Origin of the sequence: Haladaptatus sp. SPP-AMP-3 (assembly GCF_049568665.1) — an archaeon.
Lineage (GTDB): Archaea > Halobacteriota > Halobacteria > Halobacteriales > Haladaptataceae > Haladaptatus > Haladaptatus paucihalophilus.
In genome coordinates, this window is record NZ_CP145897.1 from 2231287 (window position 1) to 2246843 (window position 15557).

Below are 15557 nucleotides of genomic sequence, written 5' to 3' on the forward strand. Positions count from 1 at the left end.
CGTTTGTGCCCCGCCGGGGGGAGGAGAGATTTCACATGGCACACCAGTTCGAATGTACGCAACAGGATTGTGACTTTATGGTACGGGCCGACGACGAGCAAGAAATCGTCGATATGGTGCAGGAACACGCCCGAGAAAAGCACGGTATGTCGATGGACCGAAACGACGTCCAAGGTGCGATAGAGCAAAGCTAGTCGCTCAAACGGCCGTTCGTCGGCTCTTTTGTCTCTGGCGAAGGATTAAGTAGCTACGGGAGCGTGGTGAAAGTGATGGCAGACGACCCCGAAGAGGGGATGTTGTCGTGGGACGAGTCGGTGTTCCGCGAGGAGCACGTCTTCGAAATCGACTACGTCCCGGAGACGTTCAAACACCGCGAATCCCAGACACAGAGCCTACAATACGCGCTTCGGCCAGCAGTTCGCGGGTCGCGCCCACTCAACGTCATGGCGCGCGGACCGCCGGGGACTGGCAAGACGACATCCGTACAGAAACTGTTCGACGAACTGTCGGCCCAAACCGACGTTCGGACGGTTCGCGTCAACTGTCAGGTGGATTCGACGCGATACGCCATTTTCTCGCGCATCTTCGAGGGGATATTCGACTACGAACCGCCGTCCAGCGGCATCTCGTTCAAGAAGCTGTTCCGCCAAATCACGGACAAACTGGTGGAGGAGGACGAGGTGCTCGTCGTCGCGCTGGACGACGTGAACTACCTGTTCTACGAGGGAGAAGCATCCGATACGCTCTACTCGCTCCTTCGCGCTCACGAGGCCCACAGCGGGGCGAAAATCGGCGTCATCGTCGTCTCCTCCGACCTCAACCTCGACGTCATCGAGGAACTCGACACCCGCGTCCAGAGCGTCTTCCGCCCCGAGGACGTGTACTTCCCGGTCTACGACCGACAGGAGATTGTGGATATCCTCGGCGAGCGCGTCAAACGCGGCTTCCACGAGGGCGTCATCGGCCCGGACGTGCTGGAGCGCGTCGCCGAACTCACCGCCGAGAGCGGCGACCTTCGCGTCGGCATCGACCTCCTCCGGCGGGCGGGCCTGAACGCCGAGATGCGCGCCAGCCGAACCGTGAGCCTGCAGGACGTGGAGGACGCCTACGAGAAATCCAAGTTCGTCCACCTCTCCCATAGCCTGCACGCCTTGAGCGAAAACGAGGTCGAGCTCGTCCGCGTCATCGCCGAACACGACGGCGAACAGGCTGGCGAGGTGTACGACGTGTTCCACGAGGAGACCGACTTGGGCTACACCCGATATTCCGAAATCATCAACAAGGTGGACCAACTCGGCATCATCGACGCCACATACACCAACGTCGATGGTCGCGGGCGGTCGCGGTCGCTGTCGCTGCGATACGACCCCGAAGCCGTGTTGGCGCGGTTGGACGACTGAGACAGTGTGGTGATAAGTCTATTGTACGATATATTTATGATAGTCACGTCTCCAATGAATAGGTAAGCACGACTATTTCATGAATGACGGAGAACGGGCTTCTGTAGGAAACGACGAACGGACCGAACAACGACCAGTAGCCCGCAAAAAGTGGGCAACGGAGTTTCTCAAACGTATCTCCTATCCCGAGCAGGGATTACCGAAATATCATCAGTCGTGGTATCGAAACCGTACGATACAACGAGAGGCACGGAAAACGGTCGAAGGGCAAGTGAAGTGGATCCGAGAGATAGACAATAAGGCGATGAAAACGGTTCGGTTCAATACTATCCTTCTCGGACTCATTCTCCCCGCCTTTTCTTTTGCAGTCAAGTATGATGTAGTCGAACGGATAAACGCGCATTCTATACGGTGAATACCGGTATTGGAATCGGGTGTCTCATCACTTCGACGGCATTGGCAGGAGTGACGTACACGTCATCAAGTCTCGAAGCGGGTGTTTCAGCGGGTGATATACGAACTGCTGACGAGCGTGACCTCACGGACAGGCAGGTTCACGACACGCTGGTCAACAGTTATGTTGGGTGGATACAGTCCAACAAGAAAACGATTTTTTGGAACACGGTGGCAGTGACACTGACTATTTTAACAATGATTTATGCACTCGTATTCTTTTCGCTCGGCATCACCTCCGCACTTCTACACGGAGTGCCGACAACGGTGGAGTACATAGCGTATCTCGGCCTCTTCATCGTCACCGTTCTCTCCTTGATTATATAGTCTAGTTGTCTGACGGAACCCCGTCGTTTATATATCATACACACATACAACCAAATATGAAGCAGAATCCAGCGAATAGCGTTGATTCGCGGCGCTCTACAAACGCTGGTGCCAACGATGAGGCGCTCGAATTTGAGGGCGAAACCCTCTCACATCGTCCTCAATTGGGTCGCCGTATCGTAGGATGGATTTCCCGCCAATTTGAGTAGTCACCGTCTCTTTTGATTCCCGCTAACGACCATCTCAAGTAGCTACAGTCCGTATGCCATTTCACCATGAGCGACACCCAGTCCGGCCCGCTTCGACCGGACAACCCGGACGCCGAAACCGACTTTCGAGTTGACGCGCCGTTCGACCCGGCGGGGGACCAACCCGAGGCCATCGAGCAGTTGGCCGAGGGGTTCGACGAAGGGATGGAGAAACAGACCCTGCTTGGCGTCACGGGGTCGGGGAAGACGAACACGGTTTCGTGGACGATAGAGGAGGTCCAGAAACCGACGCTCGTCATCGCGCACAACAAGACGCTGGCGGCGCAGTTGTACGAGGAGTTCCGGAACCTCTTCCCGGACAACGCGGTGGAGTACTTCGTCTCCTACTACGACTACTACCAACCGGAGGCCTACGTCGAGCAGACGGACACCTACATCGACAAGGACGCGTCCATCAACGAGGAGATAGACCGCCTTCGACACTCCGCGACGCGCTCCCTGCTCACTCGGGACGACGTTATCGTGGTGGCGTCCGTCTCGGCGATTTACGGGTTGGGTGACCCGCGCAACTACGAGGACATGCGCCTGCGACTGGAAGTCGGCGAGGAAATCGGACGCGACGAACTCCTCGCCCGTCTCGTGGACTTGAACTACGACCGAAACGACGTGGACTTCACCCAAGGAACCTTCCGCGTCCGGGGCGATACCGTCGAAATCTTCCCGATGTACGGCCGCTACGCGGTTCGCGTCGAACTCTGGGGCGACGAAATCGACCGGATAGTGAAGATAGATCCGCTCGAAGGCGAAGTCAAATCACAGGAACCCGCCGTACTCGTTCACCCGGCGGAACACTACTCGATTCCCGAGGAGACGATGGCGGAGGCAATCGCCGAAATCGAGGGGGATTTGGAGCGCCGAATCCGCTACTTCGAGCGAAACGGGGACTTGGTGGCCGCCCAACGAATCGAGGAGCGGACCACGTTCGACCTCGAAATGATGAAAGAGGCGGGCTACTGTTCCGGCATCGAGAACTACTCGGTGTACTTCACCGAGCGCGAGGTCGGTGACGCGCCGTACACGCTTCTCGATTACTTCCCCGACGACTTCCTCTGCGTCATCGACGAATCCCATCAGACGGTGCCCCAGATTCGGGGACAGTTCGCGGGCGACAAGTCGCGCAAGGATTCGCTCGTGGAGAACGGCTTTCGACTCCCGACGGCCTACGACAACCGTCCGCTCACGTTCGAGGAGTTCGAGGAGAAGAGCGCGAAGACGCTCTACATCTCGGCGACGCCTGCGGACTACGAGCGCGAGGAGAGCGAGCAAATCGTCGAACAGATCGTTCGCCCGACGCACCTCGTGGACCCGAAGGTCGAAGTCGCCGACGCTTCCGGCCAAATCGACGACCTGATGGCGCGCATCGACGACCGAATCGAGCGCGACGAGCGCGTCCTCGTCACGACGCTGACGAAGCGGATGGCAGAGGACTTGACCGAGTATCTGGGGGAGGCGGGCGTCGCGGTCGAGTACATGCACGACGAGACGGACACGCTCGAACGCCATGAACTCGTTCGCGGACTCAGGTTGGGCGAGTTCGACGTGCTCGTCGGCATCAACCTGCTCCGCGAGGGGTTGGATATCCCGGAGGTGTCGATGGTCGCCATCCTCGACGCCGACCAGCAGGGATTCCTGCGCTCGGAAACCGCGCTCGTCCAGACGATGGGTCGCGCGGCCCGGAACGTCAACGGCGAGGTGGTCCTCTACGCCGACGAGGTGACGGACGCGATGGAGAGCGCGATGGACGAAACCGGACGGCGACGTCGGATTCAACGGGAGTTCAACGAGGAGCACGGCTACGAACCACAGACCATCGAAAAAGCGGTTTCCGAGGCGAATCTGCCGGGTAGCAAGACCGACACCGGCGGCGTCACCCGCAACGCGCCGGAGACGGACGACGAGGCGCTCGAACAGATTGCCCAACTCGAAGACCGGATGGAGGAGGCCGCCAACAATCTGGAGTTCGAACTCGCGGCCGACATCCGCGACCGGATTCGTGAGTTGCGCGAGGAGTTCGACGTGGAGACGGAAATCGGCGGGGTCGAACCCGAATTGGACGAGTTCTGACCGCCGATTTGTATCTCCTCCGGAATCGGACCGAACACCGACTTTTTCACCGCAATCGTGCGTACAGCAGTCACGATATCGGTCTGGAATACCGCACTGACCGCTTGAGGCGGTCGATACAACGGTTGAATTCGGGACAGTAATCATCCTCGATGTCAATCATACGGGCATGAGAGCCGATTCAACCGCTTTACTTCGCTTCGGAGCGTGGGGTCAGGTCGTTATTATCGCTCTCGCGGTAGTCTTCTGGTTTCTCGGGCTCGTCGATGGTTTTCTTGCGTCGTGTATCGGATACCTCGTCATCACGACAGTGGGAATAGGAGGTATGGCCAGAACGGAGTCAGCCATCGCTGGACCCTTGTTCTATCCGTTCATAGTTCCGGGATTCGTGCCACTCTATTACTTCGCCACCTGGAAGCAGTCGTCGACGGACGAATGACCATCCGTGTGCTGTACCTGATAACTGGGTTCCAACGCGAGTCGTTTTCGCCCGAATCAGTTCGACTCGGGGTCGACTTCCGCACCGACTTGCGGAATTTCGTCCACGTCGTTGTCGAGTTCGGAAAGCGTCTCCTCGATGTCGTTCAACCCGAGTAGTTCGCGCGTCTCGGGGTCGAACTCGTTCGATTCGAGGAACTCCGCGCCGTCGCGCACGTCGCTGCCGGTGAGGTGCTTGCCGTAGCGGCCGACGAGCGAGGAGAGTTCCTGCGGCAGGACGAACGTCGTGGATTCTCCCTCGCCGATGGTTTGGAGCGTCTCCATCCCCCGGTCGACGATGGCGCGTTCGCCCATCGACTGGGCCGACTTCGCGCGGAGAACTATCGACACCGCATCCCCTTGCGCCTCGAGAATCTGGCTCTGTTTCTCACCTTGCGCGCGGATAACGTTCGATGCCTTCTCGCCTTCCGCCCGCTCGACGGCACCGCGGCGTTCACCTTGCGCTTCGAGAATCATGGCGCGGCGTTTCCGCTCGGCGCTGGTCTGTTGTTCCATCGCGTTGACGACGGCGCGGCTCGGCATCACTTCCTGCACTTCGACGCTCTCGACGCGAATGCCCCACTCGTCCGTCGGCGGGTCTATCTCCTCGCGGATTCGCCGGTTGATGACGTCACGGCGCGAAAGCGTCTCGTCGAGTTTCATGTCGCCGATGACGGCACGGAGCGTCGTCTGTCCGAGGTTGGCGACAGCGCGTTCGTAGTTGTCAACGCCGAGAAACGCCCGCTCGGGGTCCATCACGCGAACGTAGAGGACGGCATCCGCGACGACGGGTGAGTTGTCTTGCGTGATCGCTTCCTGTTTCGGGACGTCGAACACCCGCGTTCGCATGTCGAACCGTCGCGTGGCGCTCACGAACGGCGGGATGAAATGGATACCGGGGTCGAGCAGTTTGCGGTACTCCCCGAAAACGGTCAACGCGCGCTTTTCGTACGGTCCGACGATTTCCACGGCGCTGTTCACCGTGGCGATTACCAGGGCGAGCAGGAGGAGCCCCGCTATCGCCATCGTGTCGAGAAACGGGAGGGCGAGAAAGAAGAAGACGGCGAAACCGATGGCGAAGAGGGCTTTCCCCGCATTCATCCTCGACGTCGCCTTGCCGAGGGTGTAGAAGGGATTGTCCATACTACCCGATAGTTGTTCAGTTCGCATAACAGTTCCCACCGCGTCCGTCCCGAATCGAAGCCTATAATCGGATTTGGATTATATAAAATCGGTTTCGAGGGATAGAGTTAAACCCGGAAGCGGCGCAGTATCCGGTGCATGATAGTCGTCGAAAACAGATTGTTCGTCGCCGAAGAGTACGCGGACCAGTTCGTCGAGCGGTTCCGAAACAGCATGGGTGAAGTGGAGTCCCAGCCCGGTTTCGTCAAGTTCGAGTTGTTGACCCCCGCTCGCCCCGACACGGATTCCTACGTCGCACAGACGTACTGGGAATCGATGGCGGACTTCGAGGCGTGGACCGACACCGACGCGTTCCGCGAGGCGCACGCCGACAGACCGCCGAGGGAGATGTTCACCGACAAGAACCAACTGGAAGTACACGAAGTCGCGTTCGAGCGGACGGGCGAGTAGTCGAGGGTCCGTCTCTTCCGACGCTTTTCTCCGCTCGACGCTCGTCTCACAGCCAGCGCTCGACCCCTCTCGACGTTCGACTCACAAGCGGCGTCGTAACGCCGTCACCGTTTTTTCACCGATACCGTCCACGTCCCGGAGTTCGGCGTCGGAGGCCGCTCGAATCCCGTCCAGACTCCCGAATCGTCGGAACAGTTTTCGACGCGTCTGGGGTCCGACGCCGGACACGTCGTCCAAGGCCGTCGAAACGTCGTCGCGGAGCGTCTGGTGATACTGCACTGCGAATCGGTGTGCCTCGTCGCGCACCCGCTGGAGGACGTGGAGGTGTGGCGCGTCGTTCGGCCAGTTGTAGGTGCCGTTCGGCGTGACGACGATTTCCTCGGCTTTGGCGAGTCCGACGGCGGGGACGTCCCAGCCGATGTCCGTCAGCGCTTCGCGCGCGGCGTCGAGTTGGCCCTCCCCGCCGTCGATGAGGAGTAGGTCGGGGTCCGGTCGTTCGTCGCGGCCTTCGACGGCCCGTTTCGCCCGCCAGCGAACGAGGTCGTGCATGTTCGCGTAGTCGTCGTTCTTCTCGGTCAGCTTCTTCCGGCGGTAGTCGCGCTTCTCGGGCGACCCGCCGACGAGGACGACGTTGCTCCCGACTACCGACGACCCCTGCGCGTGGCTCACGTCGAAGCCCTCGATTCGCTCGGCGGACGGGAGGGAGAGCGCGTCCGCCAACGCCCGGAGTTCGTCCGGGTCGCCTGCCCCCCGGCGGGCGTTTTTCAGCGCCAAATCCACGAGCGTCGCCTCCCGACCGGCACCCGGCACGCGAGTTCCGACGCCCTCCGCGTCCAACCAGTCGAGCACGTCCGCGTCGTCCGGTCGCTCGGAGAGCAACAGCGCGTCGGGCAACTCGCGTTCGGCGTAGAACTGCGGGATGAACCCGCCCAGTACCGCCGCCGCGTCGTCGCCGTCCGGCACCGACAGCGAGTGGTGGTCGCGGTCCACGAGTTGCCCGCGTTCGCTGTGCAGTCGGGCGACGGTCGCCCGCTCCCCCTCGACTGCGGCACCAAGCACGTCCACGGTTCGTTCGTCCGTCGGCGACGAAATCGCGCCCGCGTCACCGCCGTGGAACGATTCGACGGCTTCGAGTCGGTCCCGGAGGTTGGCCGCCCGTTCGAACTCGCGGTTCTGGGCGGCGGCCTCCATCTCGCGGCGGAGCGGCCGCGCCAACACGTCCACCTCGCCGCCCAGGAACCGCTCGACGCTCTCCACGTCGTCGAGGTACGCTTCCCGGCCGATTTCGTCCGTGCACGGCGCGGTACAGAGGCCGATGTCGTGGTCGAGGCACGGTCGGTCGCGGTTGGCGAACTTGTGGTCCGAACAGCCGCGGATGCCGTACGTCTCCCGGAGCGCCTTGACGACCGTTTCGACCGTCGATTTGTTCGTGAACGGGCCGAACACCGTCGCCCCCGTGCGGTCGGGGTCACGGGTGATCTCTATTTGCGGAAATTCGTGCCCCGTCACCTGCACCAGCGGGTAGGATTTGTCGTCCTTCAGGCGGACGTTGTACCGCGGCTGGTAGCGTTTGATGAGGTTCGCTTCCAACAGGAGCGCCTGTGTTTCGGTGTCCGTGACCGCGAAATCCAGCGCGTCGGCGCGTTCGACCATCCGACCGATGCGGTCGCTCCGCGGGTCCGCGTACGACCGAACCCGTGCCCGGAGGTCGACGGCCTTCCCGACGTACCGAACCGTTTCACCTTCCAAAAACTGATACACGCCGGGTTCGCGCGGCAGTTCGCCCGCACGCTCCCGAACGGTGGCCGCGTCCATCGATTTCGACTAGTCGGCGCTCGGCTTTGAACTTGTCCCTACCGCCGCTCGAATTCGACGGGCGGCGTCTTTCGCCTCGTCGCCATCGACGGGCACGCGGATCGGGTCCCGACCCGCACGTTCGATTATCAGTTCCTCCGACCGAGTGGTGACGTAGAGCGCGCCGAAGACGGCGGCGGCGAGCAACAGTACCCCACCAACCGGTAGTAGCACGCTCGTGAGTAGGGTGAACGCGCTCACCATCATGCCGACCATCTGCTGGAGACCGAGAATAACGCCTCCGTCGGTCGATGTCGTTCCGTCGAGGTTCGTGAGCAAACCGCTGCTGTTGAGCAGGTAGCCGCAGCCAACGAGAAGCAGGCCGTAAACGAAGCTCCTGACGCTCCACGAGAGGTAGTCGGGTTTTCCGGCGGCTTGGACGCGAGCGTCGAGAACGTTCGGTCGGTCTTCGTGGTCGAACCGTCTCTCACCCCCTTCGGGCATGAACGCGAGTAGACGATGGCTCGTCACGGCGATTCGTGCACCTTCCAACTCTATTTCCTCCTCTATTTCTTCACCCGCAAAGAGCATGTCGAGCAGGCGGTCGTCGGATGCCTGTGACAGCGGGGACTGTTCCATCGTTTACCGGGACAATCACTGCGATAAATAAGGTTGTGGCTGGGAACTCGCTCGCCAGATACAAATTCGGGACCCGCGAACGTCCCGCCATGGACGACGTTCGAGTGTGGTTGGTCGAGCGAACGTACAGCGACCGCGACCTACTGACGCTGGTGTACGCGACACCCGACGGCGAGCGATACCTCAGGAAGGAACGGGCGGGACGACTCGGCGGCGAGACGACCGCCGCAATCGACGTCGATGGTGAGCGGCTTTCCCCCGTTCCCGACGAGGATAATCGAGAGCGATACGCCGCCGAGGCGACTCGAATGAAGCGAAAACGCGACCCGAGCGACACTGTGTAACATAGAACAACAATGTTATCCGTCCGTTACCGAAAGCTGAAACTATGACCGCCATTCGACTCGACGGCGTGACGAAACGGTACGGTGACGTCACGGCCGTCAACGACCTCTCCCTCGACGTGAAAGAGGGGGAGGTGTTCGGCTTTCTCGGGCCGAACGGTGCGGGGAAATCGACGACCATCGACCTCGTTCTCGATTTCATTCGTCCGACGAGCGGCACCGTCACCGTCCTCGGCCACGACGCGCAGGCAGAAAGCATCGAAATCCGGACCCGGACCGGCGTGTTGCCCGAGGGGTTCTCGGTCTACGACCGCCTGACCGGCATGCAGCACCTCGAATTCGCTATCGAAGCCAAGGACGCCGACGACGACCCGGCGGAACTCCTCGACAGGGTAGGTATCCTCGACGCCGCGGACCGCAAGGCAGGTGGCTACTCGAAGGGGATGGCCCAACGCCTCGGACTTGCCATGGCGCTCGTGGGAACCCCGGACCTGCTCATCCTCGACGAACCCTCGTCCGGGTTGGACCCCACGGGTGCCCGCGAGATGCGAGAAATCATCCGCAAGGAACAAGAGCGCGGGGCGACCGTGTTCTTCTCCAGTCACATTCTCGGCCAAGTCGAAGCCGTTTGTGACCGCGTGGGTATCCTCCGCGATGGGGAACTCGTCGCCGAGGACTCCATCGAAGGGCTTCGAGCGAACGTCGGCGACGGCACGACCCTCCGCGTCGAAACCACCTCGCTTCCGTCGGCGGCAGTCCAGCAGGTACGAGACATCGACGGCGTGGGAGGCGTCGAACGCGACGGCGAAACGCTCACCGTCGATTGTGATCGGGACGTCAAGACGACGGTCATCACCACGCTCGAAAACGCGGGTGCAACCGTCGCGGACTTCGACACGGACGAAACCTCGCTCGAAGACCTCTTCGTGGCCTACACCAGAGGAGGAGTGACAGCATGACGTGGCAATCCGTCGCACGAAAGGATTTCCGCGACTCCCTCCGATCACGGTGGCTGTGGGTGTTGACGGCGCTGTTCGTCGTCCTGTTCGCCGTCCCACCGATTCTGGCGTATCTGATCGAGAACGGGTCGATACAGGGTTCCGCCGGACAGAGTACGGACCAGTATCTCTACCTGATGAAACAGGAGACCGCCGTCCTCATTCCCCTCATCTCCATCGTCATCGGCTACGCCGCCATCACCGGCGAACGCGAGTCGGGAACGCTCAAGCTCATGCTTTCCCTTCCCCACTCGCGGACCGACGTGGTGCTCGGCAAGGTCCTCGGTCGAAGTAGCGTCGTCGGCATCTCCACCGTTCTCGGGTTCGTCGTCGCCGCTATCATCCTCCTGGTGACCTCTCTCACGTTCAAATTCGTCAACTACGTCCTCTTTGCCTCTCTCACGCTCCTACTCGGACTCGTGTTTGTCGGCTTGGCGGTCGGCATCTCGGCGGCCGTAAAAACCGGCCGTCGAGCGATGGTCACGACGATATCGTTCTACATCGTCTTCCTCGTGCTCTGGAGCGGGCTGGCCAAACGGGTGGCTAGCCTCCTCGGACGGCACGCCGGTGTGGGAACTGCTGGACAGGTATCGACGATTCTGTTCATCCGCCTCTTGAACCCGATGACGGCCTACAAGACGCTGGTCGATACGATACTCCTGTCCAGCCAGCTCGATGCACGGGTCTTGCTGTTCAACCGCTACCTCCAGGGCACCGTCGCCACCGTCCTCGGCAAACCCGTTCCGATATACTTCAGCGACGCCTTCGTCATCGTTTACCTGCTGTTCTGGCTGTTCGTCCCCGTCGCGGTCGGCTACTACGTCTTCGACCGGGCGGACCTCTAACGGTCGACACCCGCGTCTTCCAGCAGGGTCCAGAACTCGTCTTCGGACAGTATCGGCACGTCGTTTTCGTCCGCGTCGTTCGGCTTCGACTGCCCCGGATTCTCGCCGACGACGAGGTAATCCGTGTTGCCGGAGACGCTCCCCGTCGCGTTTGCGCCGTGGGTTTCCACGAGTTCGGAGATGTTCGACCGCGGTTCCGAGAGCGACCCCGTGAACACGAACGTCAGGTCGGCGAGTTCGTCGCCGCCAGCCGTCTCCTCTCGTTCGGGTTCGACGTGCTCTAACAGCTGCTCGACTACGGACCGGTTCCGGTCCGAGTCGAAGAACTCCCGAATCCCGGCGGCGACCTTCGGCCCGATGTCCGGAACGGCTTCCAGTTCGTCGCTATCGGCGTTCATTACGTCGTCCATCGATTCGAACGTCCTCGCCAACTCTCGGGCCGTCTCGGTTCCGACGCGGGGGATTCCGATGGCCGAGAGGAAGTCCGCGAGCGAGGGCCGTTTCGACTCCTCGATTTCGGCGAGTAAATTCTCGGCGCTCCTTTCCCCCCAGCCCTCCAGTTCGAGCAGTTCCTCCTCGTCGAGTTCGTAAAGGTCGGGGAGGGATTCGAGCAGTCCCGCGTCGATGAGTTGGTTCACCCGCTCCTCGCCCAATCCGTCGATATCGAGTCCGTCGTCGCTTCCGTAGTACGCCACGGCCTGTCGAAGCTGTGCGGTACAGGCGAGTCCGCCGGTACAGTAGGCAATTGGCCCGTCGCGCTCGACCGGACTCCCGCAGACGGGGCACCGATCCGGCAGTTCGTAGTGCCCCTCGCTGCGCTTCTCGACGACCTCGGAGACGTAGGGAATCACGTCCCCCGCGCGTTTCACCTGCACCTCGTCGCCGACGTTGATGTCCTTCTCGGCGATTTCGTCTGGATTGTGGAGACTGGCGCGCGAGACGGTGACGCCGCCGACATCGACGGGTTCGAGCAGCGCGACGGGAGTTAGCCGTCCCGTCCGTCCGACTTGCACCGTCACGTCCATGATGCTCGTTCGCTCCGAGCGGGCCGGGAACTTGTAGGCGTACGCCCAGCGGTACGAGCGCGCGGTCGTGCCGAGTTGCGCGCATTTCGCCCGGTCGTTCACCTTGATGACCGTCCCGTCGATTTCGTAGTTCAAGTCCGCGCGGTCGGCCATCAACTCGTCACGATATTCGATGCAGTCCTCGATGTCGTCCACCCGTTCGGTGCGGTCGTTCACCTTCAGACCGAACTCGGGTAACGCCTCGTACTCCGACCAGTGAGTCGGGAACTCCTCGCTCGCGGCGAGCACGTCGTAAAAGAAACAGTCGAGCGGACGTTCGGCCGTCACCGACGGGTCGAGTTGTCGAAGCGACCCCGCGGCCGCGTTTCGCGGATTGGCGAACGAGTCTTCTCCCTGTTCGACTCGCTCGCGGTTGAATTCGGTGAACGCGTCCAGCGGAAGGTACACTTCTCCGCGAACCGCGAGATAATCCGGGTAGTCGCCGCGGAGGTGGTGCGGAATGCTGGCGATGGTGCGCACGTTTTCGGTGACGTCTTCGCCCGTCTCGCCGTCGCCACGCGTGGCGGCGCGAACGAACTCCCCGTCCTCGTAGACGACTTCCAGCGACAATCCGTCGAACTTCGGGTCACAGACGTACTCGACGTCCCCGACTTCCCGACGAATTCGGTCGTCGAACCCGCGGATGTCCTCGACTTCGCCGCTCGAATCGATGGAGAGCATGGGTGCGACGTGCTCTACGCTTTCGAGTTCGTCCACCGGTTCGCCGCCCACTCGCCGAGTAGGGCTGTCCGGCGTTTGGACGTCGAACGCCTCTTCTAACTCTTGTAGCCGCGTGAAGAGTGCGTCGTACGTCCGGTCGCCGATGCGCGGGTCGTTTTCGACGTAGTAGCGGTAATCGTGATGGCGAATCGCCTCCCGGAGCAGTTCGGCTTGCTCGCTCGCCTCGGCTTCGTCCATCTCGGCTACGGGTTCGAAATCGGTGTCCGGCTCTTCGACGTACGGGTTATCGTCCGCGCTCACCTCTGCCATCGTTCGGGCATTGTTCGTCGTCCGGGTAAATACCTCGGTACCGCTGGTGCACGGGAAACAAACCCCTGCAGTAGCAATCCAGCGTTCACATCGATTCCTGTTGGAATGCCGCTTGATGACGGAGTACAGCGTTCACGAACCGACGTTCAGCGGAACGACCGACGACGATTGGAGTGCACCCGAGGAGAAGGATTTCGACACGAACGACCTCTCGGACATCGCGAGCCACTTCGTCCTTTCCTCGTCCGGGTTCGACGACCCAGACCGGTACCGCGACCTGACGCTCCCCGTCGTCGGCCCGGACGGACAGTTGAACAAGCACGCGGTCAAAACCGCCTACAGTGGTGCCCATAGCGTCCAACAGGTGGACGATATCGACGATGACACGAAATCGAATGCGAAGGACGTTCTCTCCGACCTCGCGGATAACTTCGACGACTTGGATGTGAACGACTAACGCGTTCGTGAGTGTCGTTCGGGTTCGGTAACCGTTCCAGAGAGGCTGGTCGCTATCGAACTGACGGCGGGTAACGATGTGCGATATCGACCGTCCACTGTCGCGTCACTGCTGCTCGATAGAACGTCTCAAAGAACAGTTACAGCAGCTCAGCAACGTTCTCGATGGCGTTCCGGCAGAACGGACAGCGGTAGTTCGTCGAGAAGCCACTGGACTGAGCAATGGTTCTGGTTTCCAGTTCGTGGAACGCGATGTTCCGTCGACAGTCTGGACAGGCTACTTTTGACACGATTGTTGGTTTTCGACTGGACCTACTTAACTCTCGGGGGCCACAACAAATATATATCAACTCGTCGTTGGGCGTTATCCTACACGACGCCGGAATCGTTTGCGGGTACTCGCACCTCCGACGAACGTCGAGACAACAACTTATCTCCTCACGAATGTGTCGCTACGATTTGTCGAACTAAATGCGAACAGGTGGCACAACTGATTTCGCGCGAGGGAAGGCCACACACCCGCCTCGACCGCTCGCGCGCCGACGCTCAGATTATGCCGGGGTTGGTCCCGGCACGGTATATAAATCCTCGCGGAACTACCCCTCGAAACCGTCCTCGAATCGGAACGTCCACATTCCACGTTTTTACGTCGTCGGGTCGGCTTCGCCGACCACTCCTCGCAAAAACCTGGACTAAAAACTCCCCGCTCGGTCACGGTGCTCCCTCGCGGAACTACCCCTCGAAACCGTCCTCGAATCGGAACGTTCCGTTGCGCTGGACGACTTCCCCGTCCACTTCGATGAACGAGTCCTCGCTCATGTCCACGATGATGTCCACGTGCACCGCACTCTCGTTTTGCTCTCGCTCGTCGGGAACACAGATGTCGTAGGCCATGCCGACGGCGAGGTGAACGGTGTCGCCCATCTTTTCGTCGAAGAGCATGTTGTAGGTGAAGCGGTCGATGTCGCGGTTCATGCCGATGCCGAGTTCGCCCAGTTTGCGTGCGCCTTCGTCCGTGTCGAGCACGCCAGCGAGCACCTCTTCGTTCTTCTCGGCGCTGAAATCGACGACCTCGCCGTCCTCGAATTCGAGCCAGACGTTCTCCACGATGTTGCCCTGATGGACGAGGGGTTTGTCGAAGAGGACTTCGCCCTCGACCGAATCGGGGACGGGCGCGGTGAACACTTCCCCGCCGGGGAGGTTGTTCTTCCCTTCGTCGTTGATGGTCTTCATGCCCGAGACGGACATCGTGAGGTCGGTGGTGTCGCCGGAGACGATGCGCACCTCGTCGGCGGGGTCGAGGAGTTCGACCATCTGCTGTTGGAACTCGCGCTGTTCGTCCCAGTCCTTGTTCATCGCGCTGTAGACGAACTCCTCGTAGGCTTCCGTGCTCATCTCGGCGAGTTGCGCGCTACCGGGCGACGGGTACTGCGTGAGACACCAGCGCGACGAGAGGATTTCCTGCTGTATCGGCTGATACGCCTGATTGTACGCCGCGTGCGTTTCGGCGTCCACGTCGCTCATATCCGAGGCGTTCTCGTGCGCTCGAACGTGGACGATGGCGTCCGCGGCCTCGAAGAGCGCCCGCTCGTGTTCGGGCGTTTCGAGGTCGTCCGGGTCGATAGCACGGAGGAAGGCCGCCCGCTTTCTGTCCCGCCGACCCGCGGTGACGAGCGGAAACGCACCACGTTCCCCGAGGAGTTCGGAGAGCGCAACCGCGAGGTCGTCCGCGACCGTCGGTGCGCGAACGACGACCGTATCGCCCGCTTCGACGTCGATGGAATGGTCAACTATCGTCTCGGCGTGGTCCCGAATTCGTTGGTCCATGGTGGAAAATTTTGCTG

15 protein-coding genes are annotated in these 15557 nt (G+C 61.0%); 10 read left to right on the forward strand and 5 right to left on the reverse strand.

Annotated elements, in window-relative coordinates; translation table 11 throughout:
• The first annotated feature begins 35 nt into the window (after nt 1–35).
• The 5 genes from V5735_RS12375 to V5735_RS12395 all read left to right on the forward strand — a co-directional run bounded on the left by V5735_RS12375 (nt 36) and on the right by V5735_RS12395 (nt 4952).
• On the forward strand, nt 36–194 hold the full coding sequence (locus V5735_RS12375) for a DUF1059 domain-containing protein (RefSeq protein WP_007976456.1): 159 nt from the start codon (nt 36–38) through the stop codon (nt 192–194).
• A gap of 75 nt (nt 195–269) precedes the next feature.
• A complete protein-coding gene (locus tag V5735_RS12380) occupies nt 270–1400 on the forward strand; it encodes an ORC1-type DNA replication protein (RefSeq protein ID WP_423743798.1) in 1131 nt (376 codons plus the stop codon).
• 465 nt (nt 1401–1865) lie between these two features.
• Complete coding sequence (locus tag V5735_RS12385) at nt 1866–2180, forward strand: hypothetical protein (protein WP_423743799.1); 315 nt, start codon at nt 1866–1868, stop codon at nt 2178–2180.
• 275 nt (nt 2181–2455) lie between these two features.
• Nucleotides 2456–4513: an excinuclease ABC subunit UvrB gene (uvrB, locus tag V5735_RS12390; protein WP_423743800.1), complete on the forward strand. Its 2058-nt coding sequence runs from the start codon at nt 2456–2458 to the stop codon at nt 4511–4513.
• Nucleotides 4514–4682: 169 nt separating this feature from the next.
• The gene (locus tag V5735_RS12395; RefSeq protein WP_423743801.1) at nt 4683–4952 is read left to right on the forward strand and encodes a hypothetical protein; all 270 of its coding nucleotides are present in this window, start codon (nt 4683–4685) and stop codon (nt 4950–4952) included.
• Between the two features lie 56 nt (nt 4953–5008).
• Here the strand turns inward: V5735_RS12395 and V5735_RS12400 are convergent, their stop codons facing one another.
• Nucleotides 5009–6133 carry an SPFH domain-containing protein gene (locus V5735_RS12400; protein WP_423743802.1) on the reverse strand — a complete coding sequence of 375 codons (1125 nt, stop codon included), beginning with the start codon at nt 6131–6133 and terminating at the stop codon, nt 5009–5011.
• A 138-nt stretch (nt 6134–6271) separates the two neighbouring features.
• Between V5735_RS12400 and V5735_RS12405 the strand changes: the two genes are divergently transcribed.
• Nucleotides 6272–6583, forward strand: a complete 312-nt coding sequence (locus tag V5735_RS12405) for an antibiotic biosynthesis monooxygenase family protein (RefSeq protein WP_007976461.1) — start codon at nt 6272–6274, stop codon at nt 6581–6583.
• 81 nt (nt 6584–6664) lie between these two features.
• Here V5735_RS12405 and V5735_RS12410 read toward each other — a convergent pair whose 3' ends face one another.
• Nucleotides 6665–8398: an excinuclease ABC subunit C gene (locus V5735_RS12410; RefSeq protein ID WP_423743803.1), complete on the reverse strand. Its 1734-nt coding sequence runs from the start codon at nt 8396–8398 to the stop codon at nt 6665–6667.
• Nucleotides 8399–8407: 9 nt separating this feature from the next.
• Nucleotides 8408–9016 carry a hypothetical protein gene (locus tag V5735_RS12415; RefSeq protein WP_423743804.1) on the reverse strand — a complete coding sequence of 203 codons (609 nt, stop codon included), beginning with the start codon at nt 9014–9016 and terminating at the stop codon, nt 8408–8410.
• A gap of 89 nt (nt 9017–9105) precedes the next feature.
• On the opposite strand from V5735_RS12415, the gene V5735_RS12420 reads away from it, so the two are divergent.
• From V5735_RS12420 to V5735_RS12430, 3 genes are read left to right on the forward strand one after another with little or no spacing between them, the layout of a single operon-like run.
• The gene (locus V5735_RS12420) at nt 9106–9360 is read left to right on the forward strand and encodes a hypothetical protein (RefSeq protein ID WP_423743805.1); all 255 of its coding nucleotides are present in this window, start codon (nt 9106–9108) and stop codon (nt 9358–9360) included.
• 44 nt (nt 9361–9404) lie between these two features.
• Nucleotides 9405–10319: an ABC transporter ATP-binding protein gene (locus V5735_RS12425; protein ID WP_423743806.1), complete on the forward strand. Its 915-nt coding sequence runs from the start codon at nt 9405–9407 to the stop codon at nt 10317–10319.
• Nucleotides 10316–11203: an ABC transporter permease gene (locus V5735_RS12430; RefSeq protein WP_423743807.1), complete on the forward strand. Its 888-nt coding sequence runs from the start codon at nt 10316–10318 to the stop codon at nt 11201–11203. The genes V5735_RS12425 and V5735_RS12430 overlap by 4 nt, the downstream gene beginning before the upstream one ends.
• On the opposite strand, the gene ligA is transcribed toward V5735_RS12430, so the two are convergent.
• The gene (gene ligA / locus V5735_RS12435; protein ID WP_423743808.1) at nt 11200–13257 is read right to left on the reverse strand and encodes an NAD-dependent DNA ligase LigA; all 2058 of its coding nucleotides are present in this window, start codon (nt 13255–13257) and stop codon (nt 11200–11202) included. The genes V5735_RS12430 and ligA overlap by 4 nt on opposite strands.
• A gap of 115 nt (nt 13258–13372) precedes the next feature.
• Between ligA and V5735_RS12440 the strand changes: the two genes are divergently transcribed.
• Nucleotides 13373–13714 carry a hypothetical protein gene (locus tag V5735_RS12440; RefSeq protein WP_423743809.1) on the forward strand — a complete coding sequence of 114 codons (342 nt, stop codon included), beginning with the start codon at nt 13373–13375 and terminating at the stop codon, nt 13712–13714.
• 731 nt (nt 13715–14445) lie between these two features.
• On the opposite strand, the gene V5735_RS12445 is transcribed toward V5735_RS12440, so the two are convergent.
• On the reverse strand, nt 14446–15540 hold the full coding sequence (locus V5735_RS12445) for an aminopeptidase (protein WP_423743810.1): 1095 nt from the start codon (nt 15538–15540) through the stop codon (nt 14446–14448).
• Between the last annotated feature and the right edge of the window lie 17 nt (nt 15541–15557).

What these genes read in the sequence shown, in the direction of transcription:
- uvrB (WP_423743800.1), top strand. Translation starts at nt 2,456, where the DNA reads ATGAGCGACACCCAGTCCGGCCCGCTTCGACCGGACAACCCGGACGCC.
- ligA (WP_423743808.1), bottom strand. Translation starts at nt 13,257, where the DNA reads ATGGCAGAGGTGAGCGCGGACGATAACCCGTACGTCGAAGAGCCGGAC.
- V5735_RS12440 (WP_423743809.1), top strand. Translation starts at nt 13,373, where the DNA reads ATGACGGAGTACAGCGTTCACGAACCGACGTTCAGCGGAACGACCGAC.
- V5735_RS12375 (WP_007976456.1), top strand. Translation starts at nt 36, where the DNA reads ATGGCACACCAGTTCGAATGTACGCAACAGGATTGTGACTTTATGGTA.
- V5735_RS12380 (WP_423743798.1), top strand. Translation starts at nt 270, where the DNA reads ATGGCAGACGACCCCGAAGAGGGGATGTTGTCGTGGGACGAGTCGGTG.
- V5735_RS12430 (WP_423743807.1), top strand. Translation starts at nt 10,316, where the DNA reads ATGACGTGGCAATCCGTCGCACGAAAGGATTTCCGCGACTCCCTCCGA.
- V5735_RS12415 (WP_423743804.1), bottom strand. Translation starts at nt 9,016, where the DNA reads ATGGAACAGTCCCCGCTGTCACAGGCATCCGACGACCGCCTGCTCGAC.
- V5735_RS12410 (WP_423743803.1), bottom strand. Translation starts at nt 8,398, where the DNA reads ATGGACGCGGCCACCGTTCGGGAGCGTGCGGGCGAACTGCCGCGCGAA.
- V5735_RS12395 (WP_423743801.1), top strand. Translation starts at nt 4,683, where the DNA reads ATGAGAGCCGATTCAACCGCTTTACTTCGCTTCGGAGCGTGGGGTCAG.
- V5735_RS12425 (WP_423743806.1), top strand. Translation starts at nt 9,405, where the DNA reads ATGACCGCCATTCGACTCGACGGCGTGACGAAACGGTACGGTGACGTC.
- V5735_RS12420 (WP_423743805.1), top strand. Translation starts at nt 9,106, where the DNA reads ATGGACGACGTTCGAGTGTGGTTGGTCGAGCGAACGTACAGCGACCGC.
- V5735_RS12405 (WP_007976461.1), top strand. Translation starts at nt 6,272, where the DNA reads ATGATAGTCGTCGAAAACAGATTGTTCGTCGCCGAAGAGTACGCGGAC.
- V5735_RS12445 (WP_423743810.1), bottom strand. Translation starts at nt 15,540, where the DNA reads ATGGACCAACGAATTCGGGACCACGCCGAGACGATAGTTGACCATTCC.
- V5735_RS12400 (WP_423743802.1), bottom strand. Translation starts at nt 6,133, where the DNA reads ATGGACAATCCCTTCTACACCCTCGGCAAGGCGACGTCGAGGATGAAT.